The following is a 22,745-nucleotide window of genomic DNA, read 5'->3' on the forward strand; positions in this document are numbered from 1 at the left end:
GTGCTGTGGTTAGAAGTCGAGCATCCCGAACTCAAGGAGGCCGACCTATGGCGGAATTTCTGACCAAATCGCGGGCGCGAAACATCTTCTACGGAGGCTCGATCTTTTTTGTCGTGGTCTTTGTGGCGATGACCGTCCATTCACATAAATATGTCGTCGAGACCTCTACTGCGGGGATGGAATTGAGCGATGCGGTCATTCATGGCAAGCATATCTGGGAGGAAAACTCCTGCATCAATTGCCACAGCTTGCATGGTGAAGGTGCCTATTTCGCACCCGAAGTTGGCAATGTGATGACCCGCTGGGGGGTGCAGGACAGCCCCGAGGATGCCTTTGAAATCCTCAAAGGCTGGATCGAATCCCAGCCAAGTGGGATCGAAGGCCGCCGCCAGATGCCCCGTTACGAACTTACCGACGAAGATATTCGCGGATTGGCAGAGTTTCTTCGCTGGGCGGACCAAACCGATACGCAGGGCTGGCCGCCAAACGACGCTGGTTAAGCCGCATTGCGCACACCAAAGCTGTACATCGGCTTTGGGATTGGTTGCGCGGCAAAAAAGGATAAAATCATGAAATATCAATCACAAAAAGTGGCCTACTGGTACTTCCTCGCGGCAATGGCGCTGTTCGGCATTCAGGTGGCCGGCGGTTTGCTTGCCGGCTGGATATATGTTTCGCCCAACTTTCTTTCAGAAATTCTGCCGTTCAATGTGATCCGTATGATCCATACAAATGCGCTGATCGTCTGGCTGTTGCTGGGTTTCTTCGGCGCCGCCTATTTTCTGATCCCCGAAGAATCCGAACGCGAGATCTGGTCACCAAAACTGGCCTACCTACAGCTGATCATCCTCTTGATCGGCACGCTGGGGGCTGTTGGATCCTACCTTGTTGGCATTCACGGCGGGCGCGAATTTCTGGAGCAACCACTTTGGGTCAAATTCGGCATCCTGGTTGCCGCACTCATCTTCTTGCTGAACGTGTCGATGACCGTATTGGCAGGTAAGAAAACCGCGATTACCAATGTGCTTTTGCTGGGCCTGTGGCTGCTTTCCCTGCTGTGGATCTTTGCCTTCATCAACCCCGATAACCTGTCCCTTGATAAAATGTACTGGTGGTTTGTCGTCCACCTGTGGGTAGAGGCGACATGGGAATTGGTGATGGCCGCGATCCTTGCCTTCCTGTTGCTCAAGCTTACCGGCGTTGACCGCGAAGTGGTGGAAAAATGGCTTTATGTCATCGTCGCCACCGCGCTTTTCAGCGGCATCCTTGGCACCGGTCACCATTTCTACTGGATCGGCCTGCCCGGATATTGGCAGTGGGTTGGTTCTATCTTCTCGACATTCGAGGTGATCCCCTTCTTCCTGATGATGAGTTTTGCCTTCGTCATGGTCTGGAAAGGCCGCAAGAACCACCCCAACAAGGCGGCGCTTCTATGGTCGCTTGGGTCCAGCACTGTCGCCTTTTTCGGCGCCGGCGTCTGGGGGTTTCTGCACACCTTGCATGGGGTGAACTTTTACAGCCACGGCACACAGATCACCGCGGCACATGGCCACCTTTCCTTCTATGGTGCCTATGTGGCGTTGAATCTGGCCATCTTCACCTATGCAATGCCGATGCTGAAGCAACGTGCGCCGTATAATCAGGTGCTGAACATGGCCTCCTTTTGGCTGATGACTGGCGGCATGGCCTTTATGACCTTCGTGCTGACCTTTGCCGGCACCATCCAGACCCATATGCAACGGGTCGTCGGTGACTATTACATGGACGTTCAGGAAAGCCTGTCGATCTTCTACCTGATGCGCTTTGGCGCGGGGGCAGCGGTGGTGATTGGTGCGCTGTTGTTCATCTATTCCATATTGGTGGTCCGTAAGGACGAGATCATTGCGCCCGGCGCGGCCACCGCACAGCCCGGAGAATAGGCCATGAACATGCAAAACACGCCTGCCCTGCCGTTTTACCATCCAACAGGGCGCGAATGTGATCTGTTCGAAACGGCTTATAACAATGGTTTGCCCCTTCTTCTGAAGGGGCCGACCGGCTGCGGCAAAACCCGGTTTGTCGAACATATGGCGGCCCGGCTGGACAAACCTCTTTATACCGTAGCCTGTCATGACGATCTGTCTGCCGCGGATCTGATCGGGCGCTATCTGCTTAAAGGGGGCGAGACCGTCTGGGTCGATGGCCCGCTGACCCGCGCTGTGCGTGAAGGCGGCATCTGCTATCTTGATGAGGTGGTGGAGGCGCGCAAGGATGTGACCGTTGTCCTGCACCCCCTTACCGACACAAGACGCACATTGATGATTGACCGCACCGGCGAAGAGCTGGTCGCACCCAAGGAATTCATGCTGGTCGCCAGTTATAACCCCGGCTATCAGAACGTGCTGAAACGTCTGAAGCCCTCAACGCGGCAGCGGTTCCTGTCGATCTCATTCGATTTTCCCGATGCCGAAACAGAGATTGCCGTGGTAGCAAGGGAAAGCCGCCTTGAACCGGGGCGGGTTGCGCCCCTTGTCCGGCTGGCGGGCCATATTCGCAAACTTTCCGGCATGGACCTGGAGGAAGGCGTCTCCACCCGCCTTTTGATCTATGCCGCAACATTGATGACCGGCGGCATGGGCGTCGATCAAGCCCTTGAGGCCGCGATTATCGAGCCGCTCAGTGATGAGGCCGATGTGCAGCAATCGCTGCGCGACCTTGTCAGCACAATCTACGGGTAAGGCCATGAAACTGCTTGACCTGATGGAGCCGGAAGAGACCGTTGGCAACATCTGGCACGAAATGGCCAGCGACATCGGTGCTGGTGTCACCTTTCCCGAGGCAGGTGTTTCGCTTGCCTCACTCAGGCCCAGCCTTTCGGTACTGTTCCGGGCGCTTGGCGGTGCGGCCGGAGTCGAGCTGGGCGAGGTGGCCGAAACGCTGGTTGCGCACCGGCAGGTTCTTAAACGCAAGCTGGGCGCGGCCGCGGACCGCGAATGGGTAACGCGTTTTGACGGTGAAAAGCTGATGCTGCCCCCGGTGATTGATGTCTTTCCCAAGGCAGAGCTGAACCGTGCGGCCTATTTCTGGTTGACGGCTTTGGCCGCACATAGCGCCGTGGCAGACCTTGATCTGCCGCACGCGGGGCCTGCAGGCGATTGTGCATATATCCGCGCAAACGCAGCGGCCTGTGATGCCGCGTATCAATCCTGCCCCGGCCTGCGCGACAGCTATCTGGCCATGGCGGCCTATTGCGCGCGCATCAGACCAAACCTGCGCCGCACCCCTCAGGAGGCTGTGTTAGAACAGGCCATCCGTGATCAGCTTGGCGGCAGCCCAGCAGAGTTTCCACTGAACATGGTGCCTGCAAAAGGCTATCTGCCCTGCGCACCAGTGCCGATCTGGATTCGATTTGAATCCCCCGGTCAAGGCGGCATCGCGACAGAAGAAGACGCCGCAGAGGGCGCACCGCCACCGCCAACCGCAACCCAAAGCAATCGCAAACTGGGGGACCGCAAGGATCAGGATCAGCACAACCGCAAAGACAGTTTTATCATTCACCGGTTTGAATCGATCCTGTCTTGGGTGGAATCGATGAACATAAATCGCAGCGTTGATGATGACGATGAGGAGAACGCACAGAAGGCCGCCGACGATCAGGACCGGATCACCCTGTCTAAGCAGGATCGCAAGGTCGCTACCCGCCTGCGGCTGCACCTCGACCTCTCACCGGCGGATGCCGATCACGAAGCGCTGGCTGGCACCCATACCTATCCTGAATGGAACCACCGCAGCGCCAGCTATATGGCAGATCACTGTCGGGTGCTTGACGCCCCTGCCCAGCCAGAAGGATCAAGCTTCACCCCGAATGACAGATACGTCCGCGAGGTGCGTCGCCAGTTCGAAGCGCTGCGCCCGCGACGCATCCTGCAACCGCGCCAGATTGACGGGCAGGAATTTGATCTGGATGCGCTGCTAAGCGCGCGCGCTGACATGGTTGCAACCGGGCGCGGGTCCGACCGTATCTGGCAAGCTGCCCGACAGACGGATCGCGATGTCTCTGTTGCCTTCCTGATCGACACCTCCCGTTCAACCGAGGCCGCTATTGGCGATACATCGGTCATCGATGTGGCGCGCGATACCATGGCAGCCCTCGCAGTCGGGATTGATGCCGCCGGTGACAGGCTGGGCATCTGGGGTTTCTCGTCACTCCGGCGGGATCGGGTTTTTCTGACTCGCTGCAAGGACTTTGACACGCCGATGTCCCCTTCTGTGACCGCCAATATCGGCGCGCTGAAACCGGGGCATTATACCCGACTGGGGGCCGCCATTCGCCATGTCAGTGCGCAATTGACAAAGGAGCCGTCGACCCGCAAGCTTTTGATTGTGCTGACGGATGGCAAGCCTAATGATCTGGACCACTATGAGGGTCAGCATGGTATCGAAGACAGCCACAAGGCCGTGCGCGAAGCCCGCAACGCCGGACAAAGCCTGCATGGCATTATCATCGACGAAGACGGGCAGGATTGGTTTGCCCGTATCTTTGGCCGCGGCGGGTTTACATTACTGCCTCACCCGGAACGCCTGCTACGGGCTTTGCCGGAAATCTATCGCACTCTGACACAGGAGACCTGACATGCGTATCATTGCATCCATCATGACCGTCATCTTGGCCACACCCACATTTGCCAGCACCTATGAGCGGCCGATCCCGCAGGCACAATCCGCAACGGCAGAGTTTTGGTACGCAATGGCCTGCATTGCCTTGGTTGCGGCAATGATTGCCGTTCAACAACTGGTTGCCCGACGATGAAACCCGCCGGATGGTCGACTGGCCGTATCGCGCTCGCGCTTTATCCTTTCGGCGCTGGGGCTGCGGCAGTGAACGTTTTCTTTGCGTCACTGATTTTCAGCTGGATCGGCGGCCCTGTGGCCTCGTCCGCATGGTCCATCGGCCTTGGGTGTCTGATCGGACTGCCTGCCACATGGTATTTCGCACGCCATATCCGGCATTTGATGGATGTGGCTGACAGAAAGCCACAGACATGAAGATAGAGATGAACGCCGGCCAGCCTATCGTTGACGCACGCGACCTTGCCCCGTTGCTGGGATTGGATCCGACCGAGGTTCAGTCAAAAATGCGGACCAAGGAAATCACAACCCGCTTTGAAACCGGAGAAGGCGAAGATGCGGGCCGCGTGCGTCTGACCTTCTTTTACAAGACCCAGAAGGTGCGTCTCACCTGTTCTGAGGATGGAACGGTCCTTAAGACCCTGCGCACAGATACCGGAGGCCGCTAGTGGCACAGACATCCGCACAGCAGATGCGCGCATGGCGGGGCCCTGCCCTGTTCAGCTATGGGTTTCGCCCCTTCTTTCTGTTTGGGGCGATCTGGCTGGTGTTGGCGATGTTGATCTGGCTGGCGGCCTTGGGCGGTGTGGTTGACCTGCCAACCCGTTTTGATCCTGTCTCTTGGCATGCCCATGAGTTTCTGTTTGGCTATCTCGGGGCGGTTCTGGCAGGTTTTCTGCTGACCGCCGTGCCGAACTGGACTGGGCGATTGCCAATTGTCGGATGGCCTTTGGCGGGGCTGTTTGCGCTCTGGTTCATTGGGCGGGTTGCCGTGTTTTTCGCTGCTCATCTGCCCGTGCTGGTTACGCCGGTTGTTGACCTGGCTTTCCCGCTGGTACTGGGTGGCGTGATCCTGCGAGAGATCGTGGTAGGCAAGAACTGGAACAATCTGATCGTACTGGGGATGCTGGCGGTCTTTGCCTTGGCCAATGGACTATTTCACGGGGAAGCCCTGCAAGGCGAATATGCCGCGAAAGGCATCGGTCTGAGGCTTGGCCTTGCAACGGCTGTGATGATGATTTCGGTGATCGGCGGGCGGATCATTCCGTCTTTCACCCGCAACTGGCTTGCACGCATCGAAAACCCGGCCCGCCCCTCACCACCGATGCAGCGCTTTGACAAGGTGGTTCTCCTGTCGAGCCTGCTAATACTGGTCCTTTGGGTCCTCAAACCCTTCGCATTGCAAACCGGAATCGCCCTTATCCTCTTCAGCCTCTTGCATCTGGTACGGCTGGTGCGCTGGCAGGGCCATCACACGTTGAGCGAGCCGCTGGTCTGGGTATTGCATGCCTCTTATGCCTTTATCCCCATCGGTGCCTTTGCATTGGGGCTTGATCAGTTGGCCGGCAATCCGGGGTCAGCTGGCGCACAGCACCTGTGGATGGCCGGGGCCATCGCTGCCATGACTTTGGCTGTCATGACCCGCGCCACACTTGGGCACACCGGGCAGCCGCTTTTGGCAGACCGCGCAACTGTGGTGATTTACCTTTGTGTATTTGGGTCCGCCTTTGCCCGTTTATGGGCGTCTGTATGGCCTCATATGAGTTACCTCTCCGGCATCCTCTGGCTTGTTGCCTTTGCCGGGTTTGCAGTGACCTATGGCCCTTTATTGCTGTATCGAAAACCTGGAAAATCCGTCGATCCAAAGGGGTAGCTAGGCACCATCAAGCCCCCCTGCTCCCCGAAACTTCCCTCACTTTAATGTAGAGCTTGCTCAATCTATGGGGGAGAAAGCAAATGCGACAGAGTCGCTTTACTGAGGCCCAAATTATTGGGATGATCAAAGAGCAAGAAGCTGGGATGCCGACGACTGAGGTGTGCCGCAGGCATGGCCTGAGCCCCGCGCCGTTCTACAAGTTCAAGGCTAAGTATGGTGGCATGGAGGTGTCTGACACTCACCGCCTTAAATTCCTGGAGGATGAGAACGCAAAGCTGAAGCGTCTTCTGGCGGACCCGATGCTCGACAACGTTGTGCTGAAGGATTTGCTGGGAAAGAGCTGACGACACTGAATTTGCGACGGGCTGTAGCACGCAAGGCAATGCGGAATCATGATATCTCGCAGCGTCGTGCGTGCAGGCTGGTGGTGTCGGTCCAAAGACTGTTCGGCGTGATCATCCGCCGGACAATCCTGAAGTTCGCGAAGAGATGAGTGAGAACGTCAGTGCAAAAGTGAGCCACGGAAGTGGCGGGATAGTCTTGCTGCGGGCAGAGTAAAACTTTGCCACTTTGGCCCTTTCTGTTTTCAGGGAGGGCGGGNTGACTCTTGCTGAGAGTATCTTTATAAGTCCGATAATGCAAACTTATTGGACATATCAAAGAGCTGTAAGGTGGGGCGGTTTGAGTGGTATTTACTGGAATTAAGCGCCGTGGCGAGTTAGTGTCTCGGCATGACCTATCAGCCCGCAACTGTCTCTGACGACGTGAACACTCTACCCAAGCTGCCGGGCTGGGTCACCTCTGGACGTGCCGAAACCCTTGAAACTGTGGCATTTCGGTCTGGAGCAGCGCTCACGGTATTAAATCAACTGGTCAGCGATCCGTCCCAAGGCGTGCCTCTTAAACTGCTGGCCAACCAGCTTGCACTACGAGCGGCCACGGCGACGTCTAAACTCGAAGGCCGTCTTGCCCGAGAGGCTGATATCCGCGACGCTTACCACTTGGCACCGCCCGGAGAGGCACGCGGCCCCGATGGTGATATCTTGGCGTTTTGGCGAGATGCGGCGCGTCTCAAATTGACGGGGCGGGACTGGCACGACGGTGTGCAAAGCTTGGTTGGCGCGGCGTTTGCCGATGACGTCTTGAGGGTGATAGGGGTTGGTGCCGATTGCGCAAAATCCCATGGACCGTTGGCGGGATGTATTGCCGTGATGCGCGCGGTTCTGGAAATGGATGATCGGGCGGAGCAGATCGCCTGTCTGCTCTCGGATATTGTCCTTGCGCGGGCATTGAACTGGATGTCACTGCTGCCTGTCACGGCACAAGACCTTACGAAAAAGATGTTGCGCGACCTGATTGAAGAAGGGCAGGGGGCGGATCTGAAAGTTCAGGCGCGCCTGTTGATGTCTATCGAAGATACGATCCGCTTGGCGCGCGATCTGGCAGCGCGGGCGACTTTGCTGCAGGCCGCGGCTCCGAAGCTGCGCGCCAAAGGATCTGATGCGGCCGTCGCGTTGTTCCTTACTGAAGATGCGATTGGGCCTTCAATGATGCTGTCACCAACAATCCAGGGCAGCACCATTCCGATGACCGATCGCGCTGCGCGCCGGTTTTGTGATCGGCTCGTCGAACTGGGCGTCGCGCGTGAGCTCACTGGACGGGCTACGTTCCGGCTGTATGGGATTGTGCGATGACCCGCACCGCCATAACCTCCGAAGCCAAACAAAAGCACACAAGACCGAAGGAGGCCGGACGCGAAGGCGTCTTTGACCGTGAGCTTGAAGATCTGCCGCAAGAGCTGCGCTGGCGCGAATGGATGGGGCGGATCGAGGCGGTTCTGTTTGCCAGTGGCACGCCGGTTGGCCATGACGACTTGGCACGCGTGGTGGGGCAGGGGGCCTCGGTTGAGATGCTGATTGAGGATATTAAGACGGAGTTGATTGGTCGGCCTTATGAACTGGCGCAGGTTGCTGGAGGATGGATGTTCCGGACCAAGACGCAGTTTGCAGATGTGATCAAGGCGGCGGCAGACCTTGGCGACCAGTCGATGGCCTTCACTGAGATGGAGATGGGCGTGCTCTGCGCGATCGCCTATCATCAGCCGATTGATCGGGCAGGGCTGAAGGACATCTTTGGCAAAGACGTGAGCCGCGATCTGCTCGCGCGGCTCCGCTTCAAGGAGCTGATTGCCAGTGGACCAAGGGCTCCACGCGCGGGCGCGCCACATACATTTGTCACGACTGAGACGTTTCTGGTGACGTTCGATTTGGAGACACTGCGGGACTTACCAGAGTTGGATTTGGCTGTTGCAGACAATGGTGAGCAGTAAGTTTAATTTGATCCAGGGCCAGATAGATCAAGGTAAACTTAGTCAATGGAAAACGCTGAAACCTTTGGGCATAATCCGGCCATTGATGCAGCCGCAATTCTGGCTCATTTGTAAGAGCTATTCCGTCAGGTTTTTATGGTCATTTGTATCTGTGTGGGCTAAGATTTTCCCATAAACGAGGAGAAAATCAGGTGGCACGCGGCGAACTCATGAAAAAACTTCTGGCCAGTTATGGCCAAGAGGATGCGTTTCGTGCAGTCGCCGAACAGATCATCGGTGAGGAAGAAAAGAAGAAAAACAACGTCCTGGCACGGACCTTGAGAAAGACGCTCGAGAATCTTGGGCACAGCGTTCCGGCCAAAGGGCTTGCCCCTCTCATCCCCTTTCCCGATGAAGCCAGTGAGTTTATTCAGCGCATTGAGCCAAACCGGACTGCGCAAGACATCTTAATGTCGACAGAGAACGTACGGCTTTTTACTGGGCTTTTGCGTGAATTCCGGAAATCCGACCAGATCAAACAGCATGGTTTACCTGTGCGCTCAAAGCTTCTGTTTTGTGGACCGCCTGGCTGCGGCAAGACACTTTGTGCTGAGGTCTTCGCACATGAGCTGGGGTTACCTCTCTTTGTTGTGCAACTTGATCGTCTGATGTCATCCTATCTTGGCGAGACTGCCACAAACATTCGCAAGATTTTTGAGTTTGCCCGCCGTCAACCCTGCGTCCTGTTTCTCGACGAATTTGATGCGATTGCGCGGTCACGCGACGACGGTGGGGAACACAGCGAGTTGCGCCGCGTTGTGAATAGTCTTCTTCTCTTCATTGATCAGATACAACCAAGCGGTTTCTTGTTGGCTGCGACCAACCTTGATCAATCTCTCGACCCGGCTGTCTGGCGTCGGTTTGATGAGGTCGTTTGGTTTGACGCACCTGATGAGAGAATGACAAGGAAGTTTCTGACCAACGCTTTCAAAAACGTCAAAGCTGACTTCGTTCCGGCAGAACAGGCCTCTACGGTCAAAGGCTATTCCTACGCTGAACTCGATAAGATTTGCACCCAATCCATTAAGCTCTCAATTTTGGGACGCGCTAAGACTGTGTCTCTTCGTCATTTCAACATTGCCGTTGATGATGCCAAACGTCGCGCAAAGCGTACTGAACGGCTCGGCACCTAAATCTCGGTAAGTACCCTTGCCCCAGTATGATCATTTGCCGCTTGTTCGGTTGCCAGAAAATCTTGATCGACGCAAAACCGGTCGCCCTCCGCCCAAGCCGGGCAGAACGCAAGGACATGGGACAGGGGTAAGCGCTGAGGTCGACGACGCGATCCAGACGCAGCGCTTGCAAAGACCGGTAGAATTCGTAGATCCGTCCCTGATCCTCAAGGTTGAGATGAATGGGATGTCGATGGAGGACGACTGGGAAGGTGTTGGGCTTCGCTTGCTCTCAAGCGACGATGATAACACCTTGGTGCTGTTTTCCTCAACCGAGGAACTGACAGAATTCCGCAGAAAGCTTGCAGCTTACGCGGGCCCAAAACCCGCTGGTCAAAAAGACCGCAGTTTTGCGGGGTTTATTGACCGGATCGAAAGCGTATCCACGCTTGAGCCAAGGGATCGGCTTGGCATCCGCCTGCTCGAGCGCGGCTTCACCGGCGCTACAGATTTTCAGGACAACGAAATCTATCTTGTGGACATTGAGCTTTGGGACTTTGCAGGTGCACCGGCTCGTCGCCGCAAGGCCGAAGAAATCGGGGCCTTTGTTGAGGCCCGCAACGGAGAGGTTTTCGACACCTACGTGGGGCCGTCCCTGACCATCATGCGGGTCCAAGCGCCAGGACAAGCCCTGCGACCGGTATTGTCTGTGCCTGAGGTCGCACTAATCGACCACCCCCCCGAGCCAGATCTTGAGGCGCAGCCTGTCGTTGAAATGGCGCTTGAAGACCTTCCCGCTGCTGAACCAGTGTCACCCGATGCGCCAATCGTTGCTGTGCTTGACAGCGGTATCAATGCGCATCCACTGCTGGAAGATGTCCTCATTGCATCTGAAACTTTCGATACAGGCCTTTCAGCAGCAGATATCTGGGGTCACGGGACCAAAGTCGGTGGGGCGGCAGTCTTTGGCGATCTGAGAGACCAAATAGCAAGCGGGCAGCTTCGGAAGTCAGTGCGGTTGGTTTCCGCAAAAATTATCACAGACGACGGGCAGTTCTATGACCGGCGAACACTGCCAAATCTAATGCGGACGGTCTTCCGGGGTCTCAACGAACGGTATGGTTGCAGGATCTTTGTCTTGTCGCTTGGGGACAAGAAATCTTGGTTTGAGCGCGGACGGGTCGGACCTTGGGCTATGACACTGGACGAACTTGCACGTGAGCTTGATGTTCTGGTGTTTGTGTCAGCAGGTAACCGGTCTCCCCGTGGTGGCAATGTAGTTGAGCAAGGTGTCACTCAGTACCCTCAGTACCTTCTCGAAGAAGCCAACCGCATTTTCGAGCCTTCAGGAGCCGCAAACGTAGTGACTGTCGGTTCGCTTTCTCATGGGAGCGGACTTGCTGCACAGCACAGGGATGATGCACATGTGCGTGCGATCACGGCGGGCCCAAATGAGCCGTCCCCCTTTACCCGGGCCGGTCCCGGAGCTGGGGGCATTACGAAGCCCGATTTTTCTGATTTAGGCGGTACGATGCTGTTTAGCGCGGTCACACGGTCGCTCCAATCGGCTCCCATTGTGCCGGAAGCTGGTATTACCACGCTCAACCATGACTTCGTTCGGCAGCTCTTTACGTCCGCAAGTGGGACCTCGATTGCGACCCCTCTTCTTGCACGCAAGGCGGCCTTGTTGCTGCAGCGTTTCCCGGAAGCGTCAGCCAATCTCGTTCGCGCGCTCTTAGCAGGTGCCGCTTCCTTTCCAGATGAAATGACTACGCGGCTTCAGGCGATGGACGCCTTGGAAACGGCTTCTGTCGTAGGTAACGGCTTGGTCGATCCTGTCAAAGCGGTCTATTCGGATGATCATCGCGTTATCTACTTTGCCGAAGATCAACTCGATATCGATAAGTTCGCAATCTACCGCATTCCTATTCCTGTGGAATTTCAGACCGGTGGCAAGCGGACCATCCGCATCTCTTTGGCCTATGATCCCCCGGTGCGCAGAACACGCGCTGACTATCTGGGCACAAAGATGGATTTTCGACTCATCCGCGGTTGCCCTGTTGATCACATCTCAAATTTCTTCCGCAGCCATGCCGGACAGGAAAGTACGCATCCTGACATGCCGCCAAGATACGATTGTGATCTGAAGCCTAGCAAGACGCAACGTGGTGGCAACACGCTGCAAACTGGCTCAATCACCTTCACCAAAGACACCTTGGACTATGGCAATGAATATCACCTTGTCGTCAGGTGTATGGGGGGCTGGGCAACAGATGAGCTGCGCCAAAGGTTTGCTATCGTGGTTGAACTTGAACACCAAATTGGTGTTCAGCTCTATGCGCGGCTTCGTCCTCGTCTGCGGACGTGATCTGTACCCTTTTGGTCAAAACATGGTTACCCTGTAACCGGCCTCAGGTGGCCGAAGGCATCTGTAAGATTAAGGATCAAGTCTCAACAGTGATGTCGGCCACATTCAATTTTTACGACGGAATCTCGATCAATACCTGTCATCCCGAGCCTTAAACTTGCGAGCTGGCTGCTTATGCTTCAGCATGGAATGCATGATGACGGCGAGTTTGCGAGCAACGGCGACCGCCGCCCGCTTGAAGCCAAGGCGGTCGCGCAATTGAAGCCCCCAGGTTTTTAGATCACTGACCGTTTCGGCTCGAGTCCTCGTAAGCAACGAGGTCGCAGCCTCGTAGAGGAGCCCACGCAATCGTTGATCCCCCCTTCGAGAGATGTGGCCGTTAAAATCCATCTCTCCCGATTGGTATCGGCGTGTGGTGAGGCCAAGCCATGCGCCGACAGATCGGGACTTCGGAAAGTTCCTCGGGTCTTCGATAGCGGCCACATAGGAAACTGCTGTGATCGCCCCGATGCCTGGTATCGTCATGAGCAAACGCGTGCTTTGGCACTGTCGCGCCGCCAACAAGAGCTGGCGGCTGAGCGTAGACGCCCGCTCCCTGACAGCTTGCCAAGCTTCGAGCAGCGGATAGATGATCCCTTTCAACTCGATATGTCCGTCCAGTAGATCGTTAACCTTTTCTATGAACACCCGGCCTTTGCTCTTGGGCACGACAAGACCGAAAGTCTTCATCAAACCACGGATCTGATTGGTCAATTGTGTCGTGATGGCCAGGAGTTGCGTGCGGGCTGCAACCAATGACCGGATCAGCATCGCTTCGAACGACTTGACCCTAACAGCCTTATAGAAGCCGGTTTCGGCAAGTTTGGCCAATCCCTCAGCATCGTTTGCATCGGTCTTGTTCAACGTCTCACCCAGATGAGAACGTCAGTGCAAAAGTGAGCCACGGAAGTGGCGGGATAGTCTTGCTGCGGGCAGAGTAAAACTTTGCCACTTTGGCCCTTTCTGTTTTCAGGGAGGGCGGGGGTATTTTCAGCGTGGAACTTTACAGGAAGGTGCGCCTCGCGCGTCGTGGGGGCATGAGTGAACGTGCGGCAGCGAGCCATTTCGGGATATCGCGTGCGAGCGTGAAGAAGATGATGATGTTCTCGGTCCCGCCCGGCTACCAGCGCACGGCGGATATCAAGCGGCCCAAGCTCGATGGTTTCACGGGCTTCATTGATCAATGGCTGCAAGACGATCTGAAGCGTCCCCGCAAACAGCGCCACACCGCCAAGCGCATCTTTGAACGGCTGCGCGACGAGCACCAGTTTCAAGGCGGTTACACGACGGTAAAGAACTATGTCCGCGAACATGGGCGGCGCAGTCGGGAGATGTTTGTGCCGTTGGCACACGCCCCTGGCAACGCCCAGGCGGATTTCGGCGAAGCTATGGTTGTGATCGGCGGGGTGGAGCAAAAGGCGCATTTCTTTGCGCTGGATCTACCATTCAGTGATGCCTGCTTTGTGCGGGCCTATCCAGCAGCAGTCTCCGAGGCCTGGGTCGATGGCCATGTCCACGCCTTTGCCTTCTTTGGCCGTGTCCCGCTGTCGGTTCTCTACGACAACGACCGATGCCTTGTTGCGAAGATCCTGCCGGACGGATCGCGCAAGCGGACCAAACTGTTTAGCGGGCTGCTGTCACATTACTTCATCCATGATCGTTATGGCCGTCCCGGCAAGGGCAACGATAAAGGCGCCGTCGAGGGTCTTGTCGGATATGCACGGCGCAACTTCATGGTGCCCATCCCTCAGTTTGCGACATGGGAGGCGTTCAATCTTTGGCTGGAAGATAAATGCCGCAAGCGCCAAGCGGATGTCTTGCGCGGGCATAGCGACAACATCGGGCAACGTCTGGCCCGCGATCTTGATGCAATGATGGACCTGCCAGCGTCTCCATTTGATGCTTGTGACCAGGCCAGCGGCCAGGTGAACGCACAATCCCTGGTGCGCTACAAAACCAATGATTACTCGGTGCCGGTTGCCTATGGCCACCGTGACGTCTGGATCCGGGGCTATGTCGATCAGGTTGTCATCGGCTGTGGTGGTGATGTGATTGCGCGCCACCCCCGGTGCTGGGACCGCGAAGACATGGTCTTTGATCCTGTCCACTATCTGCCGCTGCTGGAGCAAAAGACAGGGGCTCTGGATCAGGCTGCCCCATTGGTGGCATGGGAACTGCCAGAGGAATTTGCGACCCTGCGCCGCCTGATGGAAGCCCGGATGATCAAGGCCGGTCGGCGCGAGTATGTGCAGGTCTTGCGGTTGCTGGAAACGTTCGAGATGGCCGACCTGAATGTCGCCGTCAAAAATGCGCTGCGTATGGGGACGATTGGGTTTGACGCCATCAAGCATCTTGTCTTGTGCCAGGTCGAGAAACGGCCACCCAAACTGGATCTGGATGTCTATCCGTATCTGCCAAAGGCCAATGTTGGCACGACGTCAGCGGCCAGCTACATGTCGCTGATGAAGCGGGGGAAAGCGGCATGACACAAGCGCCGCAAATTCTACTGGACCATCGGCTCAAATCTCTCCGCTTGCCAACGGTGCTGCGGGAATATGGCAAGCTGGCCCGCCAATGCGCCACAGAGGGACATGACCATGTTCAGTTCCTCGCACGTTTGGTCGAATTGGAAATGATCGACCGTGAAAGGCGGATGATCGAACGACGCATCAAGGCGGCCAAGTTCCCGGCCGTCAAAAGCCTGGACAGCTTCGAGTTCAAGGCGATCCCGGCTTTGAACAAGATGCAGGTGCTGGAGCTGGCGCGTTGCGAATGGATTGACCGGCGTGAGAATGTTATCGCACTCGGCCCCTCAGGCACTGGCAAGACTCATGTCGCCTTGGGCCTTGGTCTGTCGGCATGCCAGAAAGGCTTGGCTGTTGGTTTTGTCACCGCCGCAGCGCTGGTCCATGAACTGATGGAAGCGCGTGATGAACGCAGGCTCCTGCGGCTTCAAAAGCAGATGGTGGGTTACAGGCTGCTGATCATCGACGAACTGGGCTTTGTGCCGCTGAGCAAAACCGGGGCTGAGCTGTTGTTCGAGCTGATCTCCCAACGTTACGAGCGCGGCTCCACGCTGATTACTAGCAATCTACCATTCGATGAATGGACTGAGACCTTTGGATCAGAACGCTTGACCGGCGCACTGCTCGACCGCCTGACCCACCACGTCAACATCCTTGAGATGAATGGCGAAAGTTACCGCCTTGGACAAAGCAAGGCGCGGCAGGCCGCCCGCGAAACCTAAACCACAATCAGCACCAATTGGCCCTGACGGGCCAAAGCATCCGGGCAACCTCCAGCTAAATGACAAGCGCGGTTGCCCGGATGCTAGCGCGTGACCGCACACTCATCACGCCACCTTCAAAGTGGCAACATTTTGCGCTGCCCTTTGGTCCAATTTTGCTCTGCCGTTGACATCATGGGGGGCATTCTGCCCGGACTGATGATGGCGGCACTCCTTTCCGCGACCGTGATCATCCAGGTCCTCATGAAACCCGAGATCGCACCGCGCATCACCCAGAGGGTTAGCTTTGCTGAGCGCGTCAGTACAAGTGCCCAAGCCATTCCAACGATCCTGATTGCCGTGATGATCATCGTCTCGCTTTATGTCGGCATTGCGACACCCTCTGAAACCGGGGCCTTCGGTGCCGCGGCGGCGGTTCTGGTTGCCCTTGTCATGGGCCGTTTGCGCGGAGGAGTCATGCAGAAGGCATTACAAAAAACCGTCCGCACCACAGGAATGTTCATGCTCTTGCTGGTCGGCGGTCTTTTCAGTTCCTTCGTCCTGACCCGGCTGGGCGTGCCACAGGACGTATCAAATTACCTGACCGGGCTGGATGTCGAACCATGGGTCATCATCGTGATGATCAACATCCTTCTTTTGATCATGGGGATGTTCCTCGATCCGCTGAGCATTCTGGTTATCGTGGTGCCGATCTTCCTCGAAACCGTGGTGGGCCTTGGATATGATCCGATCTGGTTTGGCGTTATCGTCACCATCCAGATCGAGATTGCGGCGATTACCCCGCCGGTCGGTCTAAACCTCTTCGTGCTGCGCACTGTCGTTCCTGACCTGTCGCTTTCGGATACGGCACGCGGGGCACTCATCTTTGTCTTGCCGATGCTTCTGGGGATCGTGCTGCTGATGATTTTTCCTCAGATTGCGCTCTGGCTCCCAAGTGTAATGTTCTGAGCTTGGGGGGCCGGTCTCACACCTGCAAGCAGCCCGAGGCGTCACCACAAGACGTTCTCTATGCTGTACGCGCGTCGCGGGTATTGTCACATTCATCGGCCATGGGCTGCCGGTGTAGCAATGTCGGCGTAGCTGGTGCTGATGCAAACTCAGAACATCAGTTATAAGCGTCACCGGTTTCCGCCCAAGATCAATTCTTGTGTTGTCTGGCTCCACGCCCGGTTCAACTTGAACCTGCGCGAGGTCGAGGAAATGATGCTGGCATGGGGCGTGGACGTTTCGTACGAGACCAAACGGCTCTGGACCGTCAAGGCCGGGTCCCTGATCGGCCACGTTTTGTGGCGACGGTAGTCACTCCCCGGCGAAGTATGGGATTTAGACGAAGTCGCCGTGAAGATCGCAGGCTAGGCTCTGGACTTCGGTAACGGGGACGTCTCAGTCAAGCGCTTTTCGACATAGGCATCCGACCGCCTAGCCGCGGATTTGATCACAGTTTCTTTTCTATGCCGTTCTGCTATCTTCGCTGCCTTCGTCTGAGATCACCCCGGGTGCATGCTTCGGTCCGTCGTCAGCGCGATTGGCTGCCAACATGATGCTGTTTCAAATGCAATTCCGATGTGCCCATCTCATAGGCGTGCTCGATCTTGATCGGCAACAGTTCGGAGCACAGCATTATCGGAACACCACGTCCCTGCCGAACCTAAAGAGCCTGTCATCAGGCAGGGAACGGGTTGCGATCAGGTCGTCATCGCAGCCTCCATTTGGAATGTCGTGTCGTCGACCGACATGCGAAGACGGATAGTATCGGGCCGAATGTCGCCAACTTCACAGAGGCTATCATGCGTAATCGTAAGCACCCCGAACAGGGCGACCGGAGCTGTCTGAGTGTCATCCGGCTGTCCGACAAGTTTGGTGCTGCCCACCTTGGTGCTGCCTGCCGCCGCGCGCTCGAGATAAACGCCCGCTCTTACTTGCCACTTTGTAAATGCTGGATCAAAAAATCCCCAAAAGTGCTGTCGCAAAAATCCCCATCTTTCGGGTACAGCCATCACCCATCCCAACATCAGTGGCACCGATTATTTCCATTGAAAGGACCACAATGTTTGCGGCTGGTTCTCCAGACCGTCCGAGACACGCGCGTTGCAGGGCGTCAGCTTTTGTTTCCAACCGCGCGGATTGTCGTGGTGTAGTTGAAATCGGCTCCAGCAAGTCCACGCTGGCCCGCGTCCTCGTCGTGCTGGAGGTTCCTGGCGCGACGAAGCTTTTCGGTGAGGGCATGTCGGGGTCTGCCGCCGGTACGGCGCGACATCCAGCTGGTTTTTCAGGAACCCTACCTCTGCGACACTGTGATTAACATGTACGGCGGCAAGGTGGTCGAGCGCGGAGCGACGGCCAATGTGCTTGACGAACCGAAGGACGACTATCCCAAGACGCTCATCTCGTCCGTGCCATGCCTGACGCGGTAGGGACGGGGCCAACCGTGAAGCCGGCCCCGCGATGTGTCACTGGGCTGGCGTCCACGGGCGGTTGTAGGCGTCGACGCGCCAGTCGCCATGGTCGATGAATCGGGGAACGGACCCTGTTTCAAGCGCGGTGGCGGCTGTGTTCAGCGCCCCAGAGGTGGTCTCTGGCCAGATGCCAGTCGTCACCCGATCGGCTAGGATTTCGACGATCACGCTGCTTTCCGCCGCCATAAACTCGCAGTGACCGGTGCCCTGAACAAGCGCCTGACGATAGAGGTCGGTGGTCCCGGCCTGTTCGACAAGTTCCTCGTAGCCCTGCATCAGAGAGTAGGGGATCGCCCAATCGCCTAACATGTGGATGCGGATGGCGGGAACTTCGAGCTCTCCGGTCGTGGTGCGGCCATCCGCAGCCCAAAAGTCGAGCGCATAATCGGACGCCGCGATCCTTGGTTCCGCATTGATGGTCGCAATGTCCGCCTGAAGGTCCAGCCCGGCCTCATCATAAAGCGCCTCAACCAACTGTTTCATAGCGGGCGCTGCATTGGCGTAGAACGCGGCATAGTCGACGCTCTCGTTACTCGACAACTGTTGGCCAGAGGCCGCGTTTTCGAACAACAGCCGCGAGGTACCGCCAACGTTGCTGGCAATGCGCATCGCCGATTTCAGGACCATGTCGGCCATCGCTGCCGTGTCGGCCGTGTCGGGCAGGTCGGTGCCTTCGACCAACCACGGCGACCACTGGCCGAGTGCAAAGGCCAGTGCCAGCCGGGCACGGCCTTCGGATGTCTTGCCCGCGTTCTCGATCGCGCTTTTCCATGCCGCGCGGATGGCGTCGAGGTTGCGGTCGCCGCCCGCACCGGCATTGGGCAGCCCGACCACTGTCAGTTCTGAGGCCTGCCCCAGCCCCTGTGCTTCGAAGTCAGCCCCAAGCAGGGTCTTCATCGCGAACCAGCCGTCAAGAAAGCTGTTCATGATCCAGACCGGGGTATGCGCAGCAAGCACGACAGAACCGTCGATCTTGTCGGGGTAGACTTCCGCAGAGGCGAGACTGTCGAGACCGCCGCCGGAACATCCGTACTGAAGGACCATGTCCGGCTCGCGCTCGAGTTTGGTGAACGTGTCTTGCACGGTTTCGAGGTTCAGGATCTCGCGCTGCGGATCGTACTGCCAGAGCCGCAGTGGATGGCGGGCCAGACCGGCGAAGGCATAGCCGCGCGCCAACAGATCGTCGTAACGCGGGGCGAAGCCAGGAACATGGATGAAGCTAGCGAAATCAAGGTCGCGTAGCAGCCGTCCGTTCCAGTTTGCGGGGACACGGATAAGCCAGGACGTACCATCGGGCAATACACCGCTGTGCTCTCTGAACGACGTCTTGTCCTGCGCCATGGCGGGGGCGGCAAGGCCAGCCACCAGGGCTAGGCAGAGCGCCCAAGTTCTGGCCTGCGTGCGCAGGTCGGTCGGATATGAAATTCGTGACATGGTGTTCCTCCAGATTGTGTTCATGGATGACGGGAGCCTCCTCTGTTCCTGCCGTTCCACCATAAACGTAGAGGTCTAATTTTATGGGTGTCAAGTTCAAATTTGAGTAACATCAACGCCTTTTCCACAATTCGTGTCGTTGTGCCCTAATTAAAGAGAATAGAGGCTAATTTTTCCCTGACTTTTCAATGGCTGCTTGTACCTCTATTTGTGGCATTGTACCTTTAATTAGGATACTGNGGATTTGTAGGCAGCCAACCAAAACAGGGCCAAACCTGCAAAAATCACCGCATCACGGCTGGTAAATTCAAACGTCTTTCTCATGCTACTGAAATGCGCCAAGCTGCTGGGATAGATCAACAAAAGAAAATTGCGTGATGAAAAGCCTTTTAATCGCAGACGACCATCTGATGTTTGGCAATGCCATGGCCTACATGCTGAGCCAGCTTGATCCGAACGTGCGCGTTGTGGCTGTGGGTTCGGTAGATCAAACCTTGGAACAGATGGAAACGGATGGTCCGTTTGATTTGGTACTGCTGGATTATGACATGCCAAGAACCAATGGCTTGCAAGGTCTTCAGCTGATCCAACAGCAGTTTCCAGGCCAAACCGTTGGTATGCTATCGGGCCGCACCGATGCACATCTGGTGAAATCCGCGATTGATGGTGGAGCCATCGGCTGGCTTCCCAAAGCGATGTCCGAGGAACCACTGCTACACGCGTTGCGGATGATGGCAGCTGGTGGTCGGTTCATACCGAAGGAAGTGCTGGCCGAGCTCAAACAGCTTGAGGATCGTTGGGGATCGCTGACTCAAACGGAAACCCAGGTGGCCAACTTGGTTGCCGAAGGGCTCACTGACAAAGAGATCGCCGCACGGATGGAACTATCGCCAAAAACAGTGGAAAACCATGTGCGGGCTCTTTTGAAGAAGGCGGGGGCAGTGAACAGAACCAAATTTGCCGTGATGTTTATGACTGAACGGAAGTGACGGCCCTTAACGGACATTGACCAACCTTAACCGATGTTGCGGTGCGGCCCGTCAGACCGGACATTCGCTGCAACCGCGAAAAATGATGCCTTGTGAACTTACAGTTCGTGGACTTTTTTGCCATTCGCGAAATATTTGGATTGAGCTCATCACGCTAGTCGAATTACTCCGACAGAACTATGGTATGTCGATGAACTCATTCGCTATGTTTCGAAGAAACTTTTTCCGATTATCCCGGCCTTGTCAAAAAATGCTTGGTTTCGCGCCCTAGCGTCGTCGATCAAGGCGTCCCAGGTAATGAGTTCTATCGAACCTCTAAACCCATCGTCTGGCCTGAGAATTCGACCTCTCCCGTCAGCAGTTCTTTGCCAATGATAAGTCCAGTCGACCATCTTCCCGACGTTGTCTGCAATGACAAAGCAGTAAAATATCGTTTGCTCATTCAACGTTATCGGCCTACCGCGAACATCTGACAGTTTTCCCGATTGTAGTTGCTGAATATACCGCTGGACTTGGAATTGCGGATTTTCGTTTTCTGGGTAGTTAGTCCGTCCCGGCCGCTTAAACTCAACCAACAGAACCTTTGACGGGTCTTCCTTTTGGCGAAGCCCATGTACGTAGTCAAAAACGAGAACATCAGGGCGCTCATCACTTTCGAATGCCTCCGAAAGCTTACTAAATTCTACGTCAGAGCTGAAGTATTGGGCGAATGTAAGCCGTTCATCAACTATCCACAGGTCATGTGAAGCAGCCGCTTCGACTTTGCTTCCAGTGTCACCAATTGTCTGGACGCGAAGCGGGCAAATAAAGGAATGCAGAACGTCTTCGCGCTGGAACGAGCTGTCTTTGGTATCGTCTCTGACCTTTTCCAGAAGTAGATCTATGAAGTCCAGAACGACTTTTCTGCGTACAATGTATTCAGCCAAGCTCCGTTGTTCAGCATCCTCGATCGCCCTGCTTGCCTCTTGAATCGTATCCGCAAAAGTCTCAACGTCAACGTCGTCACCTTTGAGACGCTCTAACACACTTCGGATTTTTTCCGCTTGACGCTCGTCTCTTCGGAAACGTTCGCGCGCTAAGTGACCATAGATTGCGTCCTCTTTGAGCTCGCCGGATGGAACACGCCCTTGCAGTTCATCTGTATCGCCGAAGGAAACGGAAGGGTAAGTCCGAGTGATCTGCTCGATTTTGCCACGTTGTTCCGAACTGAGTTCGGCTAGCGGTTCGAAAAGAAATTCATCGATGTAAGGAACACAAAATTCATTGATGATGCGATCAATAATTGCATCCTCAAATACAAAAGCGGTGCGTTCTTGGTTTACGTTTTCGTCCAAAAACGGACCAGTAACAATTGCATGAAAAACTCGATCTGATTCCTCTCCAAAGTAATCCAACCCAAGCTTCCCATCGATTTTCTGGGAATGAACGGTACGATCATGAGCAATGAAGTGAACGAAGTGCTTGCCTTTGAGATCAGCGCTCGCAACTTTGTCACATTCCATTAGTGTCAGTGACAAATCTCCATATTCTTCGGTCGGACTGGGTGTTTCAGTCTGTTTCCTGTAAACGATCTCTGAGATTGCATCAGGATAATGCCGCGTGTCGTCTCCGACAGCGACTGTGATTTGTGGGCATCGACCACCAATGAACGTGGGCAAAAAATGCGACGTTAGGTGTTGGAAAACGTAATCTCCTCTACCCGGAAAACGTTTGAGATACCCATTGTCTCGGACGCCGGAGAATTTCACATAAAAGGACGTGTCTTGTCCGTCCAAAACATTCTCGACTTTGTGATCTTTGATTTGATCGTCAAGCGCTAGGCGAAAACAGAACGAACGACGTTGGAGTTGCTCTTCCTCGTTCAGAAATACCGAATTTACAGAAATTTCTTCGAAACAGTCTAACCACATCAAGCGCCCGACTCCTTTGCCACCGATCTCTATCTTGTTGTCGGTATCTGTTGTCGTAAATGCTTCCCAGTTGTCGTCGTCTAACCCTCTGCCATTGTCTTCTACCGTAGCCCAAATACCGTCCTTTTTTCGGTTCGTATTAACGGTTACAAAAATGCGCCCTTTTGACGAAACATCTTCGCGATACTTCCCTTGGGTGGAGTGGATCGCATTGCTGATTGCTTCAAATAGTGGCTGCATCGCACCTGCAACGTTGGTTGGTTTAGGCAGCCGTTGGATGCGTTTAACCAAATTTGGTTTTAGGGAAGTCATATTATCTCGCAGTCATCGGGAAAATC

General features: G+C 55.7%; 19 protein-coding genes and 3 pseudogenes. 18 read left to right on the plus strand and 4 right to left on the minus strand.

Going from position 1 to position 22,745, the window contains the following annotated elements:
• Window positions 1-47: 47 nt before the first annotated feature.
• From QQL78_RS11010 to QQL78_RS11070, 13 genes and pseudogenes are all read left to right on the plus strand, one after another.
• The gene (locus QQL78_RS11010; protein ID WP_284373378.1) at window positions 48-500 is read left to right on the plus strand and encodes a c-type cytochrome; all 453 of its coding nucleotides are present in this window, start codon (window positions 48-50) and stop codon (window positions 498-500) included.
• Between the two features lie 69 nt (window positions 501-569).
• Window positions 570-1,919, plus strand: coding sequence for a cbb3-type cytochrome c oxidase subunit I (locus tag QQL78_RS11015; protein WP_284373380.1), 1,350 nt, complete (start codon window positions 570-572; stop codon window positions 1,917-1,919).
• 3 nt (window positions 1,920-1,922) lie between these two features.
• Window positions 1,923-2,717 carry a CbbQ/NirQ/NorQ/GpvN family protein gene (locus QQL78_RS11020; protein ID WP_284373382.1) on the plus strand — a complete coding sequence of 265 codons (795 nt, stop codon included), beginning with the start codon at window positions 1,923-1,925 and terminating at the stop codon, window positions 2,715-2,717.
• A gap of 4 nt (window positions 2,718-2,721) precedes the next feature.
• Complete coding sequence (locus QQL78_RS11025; protein WP_284373384.1) at window positions 2,722-4,611, plus strand: nitric oxide reductase activation protein NorD; 1,890 nt, start codon at window positions 2,722-2,724, stop codon at window positions 4,609-4,611.
• A gap of 1 nt (window position 4,612) precedes the next feature.
• On the plus strand, window positions 4,613-4,789 hold the full coding sequence (locus tag QQL78_RS11030; RefSeq protein ID WP_284373386.1) for a protein NnrT: 177 nt from the start codon (window positions 4,613-4,615) through the stop codon (window positions 4,787-4,789).
• Window positions 4,786-5,025, plus strand: a complete 240-nt coding sequence (locus QQL78_RS11035; protein WP_284373388.1) for an NnrT protein — start codon at window positions 4,786-4,788, stop codon at window positions 5,023-5,025. Before QQL78_RS11030 ends, QQL78_RS11035 begins: the two co-directional genes overlap by 4 nt.
• The gene (locus QQL78_RS11040) at window positions 5,022-5,276 is read left to right on the plus strand and encodes a DUF6522 family protein (RefSeq protein ID WP_284373390.1); all 255 of its coding nucleotides are present in this window, start codon (window positions 5,022-5,024) and stop codon (window positions 5,274-5,276) included. The genes QQL78_RS11035 and QQL78_RS11040 overlap by 4 nt, the downstream gene beginning before the upstream one ends.
• Complete coding sequence (locus QQL78_RS11045; protein WP_284373392.1) at window positions 5,276-6,481, plus strand: NnrS family protein; 1,206 nt, start codon at window positions 5,276-5,278, stop codon at window positions 6,479-6,481. Before QQL78_RS11040 ends, QQL78_RS11045 begins: the two co-directional genes overlap by 1 nt.
• An 83-nt stretch (window positions 6,482-6,564) precedes the next feature.
• Window positions 6,565-6,982 (plus strand): annotated as a pseudogene (locus QQL78_RS11050) (transposase); the annotation flags it as partial.
• Window positions 6,983-7,215: 233 nt separating this feature from the next.
• Window positions 7,216-8,178 carry a DUF1403 family protein gene (locus tag QQL78_RS11055; RefSeq protein ID WP_064224186.1) on the plus strand — a complete coding sequence of 321 codons (963 nt, stop codon included), beginning with the start codon at window positions 7,216-7,218 and terminating at the stop codon, window positions 8,176-8,178.
• Between the two features lie 122 nt (window positions 8,179-8,300).
• Window positions 8,301-8,813: an SMC-Scp complex subunit ScpB gene (gene scpB / locus QQL78_RS11060; protein WP_235602403.1), complete on the plus strand. Its 513-nt coding sequence runs from the start codon at window positions 8,301-8,303 to the stop codon at window positions 8,811-8,813.
• Between the two features lie 191 nt (window positions 8,814-9,004).
• Entirely contained in the window at window positions 9,005-9,985 is a 981-nt protein-coding gene (locus QQL78_RS11065; protein WP_064224187.1) for an AAA family ATPase, read from the plus strand.
• Window positions 9,986-10,001: 16 nt separating this feature from the next.
• The gene (locus tag QQL78_RS11070; protein ID WP_235602401.1) at window positions 10,002-12,332 is read left to right on the plus strand and encodes a S8 family peptidase; all 2,331 of its coding nucleotides are present in this window, start codon (window positions 10,002-10,004) and stop codon (window positions 12,330-12,332) included.
• Between the two features lie 129 nt (window positions 12,333-12,461).
• Here the strand turns inward: QQL78_RS11070 and QQL78_RS11075 are convergent.
• Window positions 12,462-13,256, minus strand: a pseudogene (locus QQL78_RS11075) (IS110 family RNA-guided transposase); the annotation flags it as partial.
• A gap of 110 nt (window positions 13,257-13,366) precedes the next feature.
• Here QQL78_RS11075 and istA point away from each other — a divergent pair.
• From istA to QQL78_RS11095, 4 genes and pseudogenes are all read left to right on the plus strand, one after another.
• Window positions 13,367-14,857, plus strand: a complete 1,491-nt coding sequence (gene istA / locus QQL78_RS11080; protein WP_064224202.1) for an IS21 family transposase — start codon at window positions 13,367-13,369, stop codon at window positions 14,855-14,857.
• On the plus strand, window positions 14,854-15,618 hold the full coding sequence (gene istB / locus QQL78_RS11085; protein ID WP_064224188.1) for an IS21-like element helper ATPase IstB: 765 nt from the start codon (window positions 14,854-14,856) through the stop codon (window positions 15,616-15,618). Before istA ends, istB begins: the two co-directional genes overlap by 4 nt.
• Before the next feature lie 174 nt (window positions 15,619-15,792).
• Window positions 15,793-16,566: a TRAP transporter large permease subunit gene (locus QQL78_RS11090; protein WP_082899426.1), complete on the plus strand. Its 774-nt coding sequence runs from the start codon at window positions 15,793-15,795 to the stop codon at window positions 16,564-16,566.
• 141 nt (window positions 16,567-16,707) lie between these two features.
• Window positions 16,708-16,914, plus strand: a pseudogene (locus QQL78_RS11095) (IS6 family transposase); the annotation flags it as partial.
• Window positions 16,915-17,303: 389 nt separating this feature from the next.
• On the opposite strand, the gene QQL78_RS11100 reads toward QQL78_RS11095, so the two are convergent.
• A complete protein-coding gene (locus QQL78_RS11100; RefSeq protein WP_128910920.1) occupies window positions 17,304-17,615 on the minus strand; it encodes a hypothetical protein in 312 nt (103 codons plus the stop codon).
• A gap of 453 nt (window positions 17,616-18,068) precedes the next feature.
• The gene (locus QQL78_RS11105) at window positions 18,069-19,508 is read right to left on the minus strand and encodes a hypothetical protein (protein WP_274836526.1); all 1,440 of its coding nucleotides are present in this window, start codon (window positions 19,506-19,508) and stop codon (window positions 18,069-18,071) included.
• Between the two features lie 377 nt (window positions 19,509-19,885).
• Here QQL78_RS11105 and QQL78_RS11110 point away from each other — a divergent pair, with 377 nt between their 5' ends.
• Complete coding sequence (locus tag QQL78_RS11110) at window positions 19,886-20,497, plus strand: response regulator transcription factor (RefSeq protein WP_284375559.1); 612 nt, start codon at window positions 19,886-19,888, stop codon at window positions 20,495-20,497.
• Between the two features lie 203 nt (window positions 20,498-20,700).
• Here QQL78_RS11110 and QQL78_RS11115 read toward each other — a convergent pair whose 3' ends face one another.
• Window positions 20,701-22,719, minus strand: coding sequence for an ATP-binding protein (locus QQL78_RS11115; protein WP_284373410.1), 2,019 nt, complete (start codon window positions 22,717-22,719; stop codon window positions 20,701-20,703).
• Window positions 22,720-22,745 lie beyond the last annotated feature (26 nt).

Source organism: Sulfitobacter pacificus (assembly GCF_030159975.1).
Taxonomy (GTDB): domain Bacteria; phylum Pseudomonadota; class Alphaproteobacteria; order Rhodobacterales; family Rhodobacteraceae; genus Sulfitobacter; species Sulfitobacter pacificus.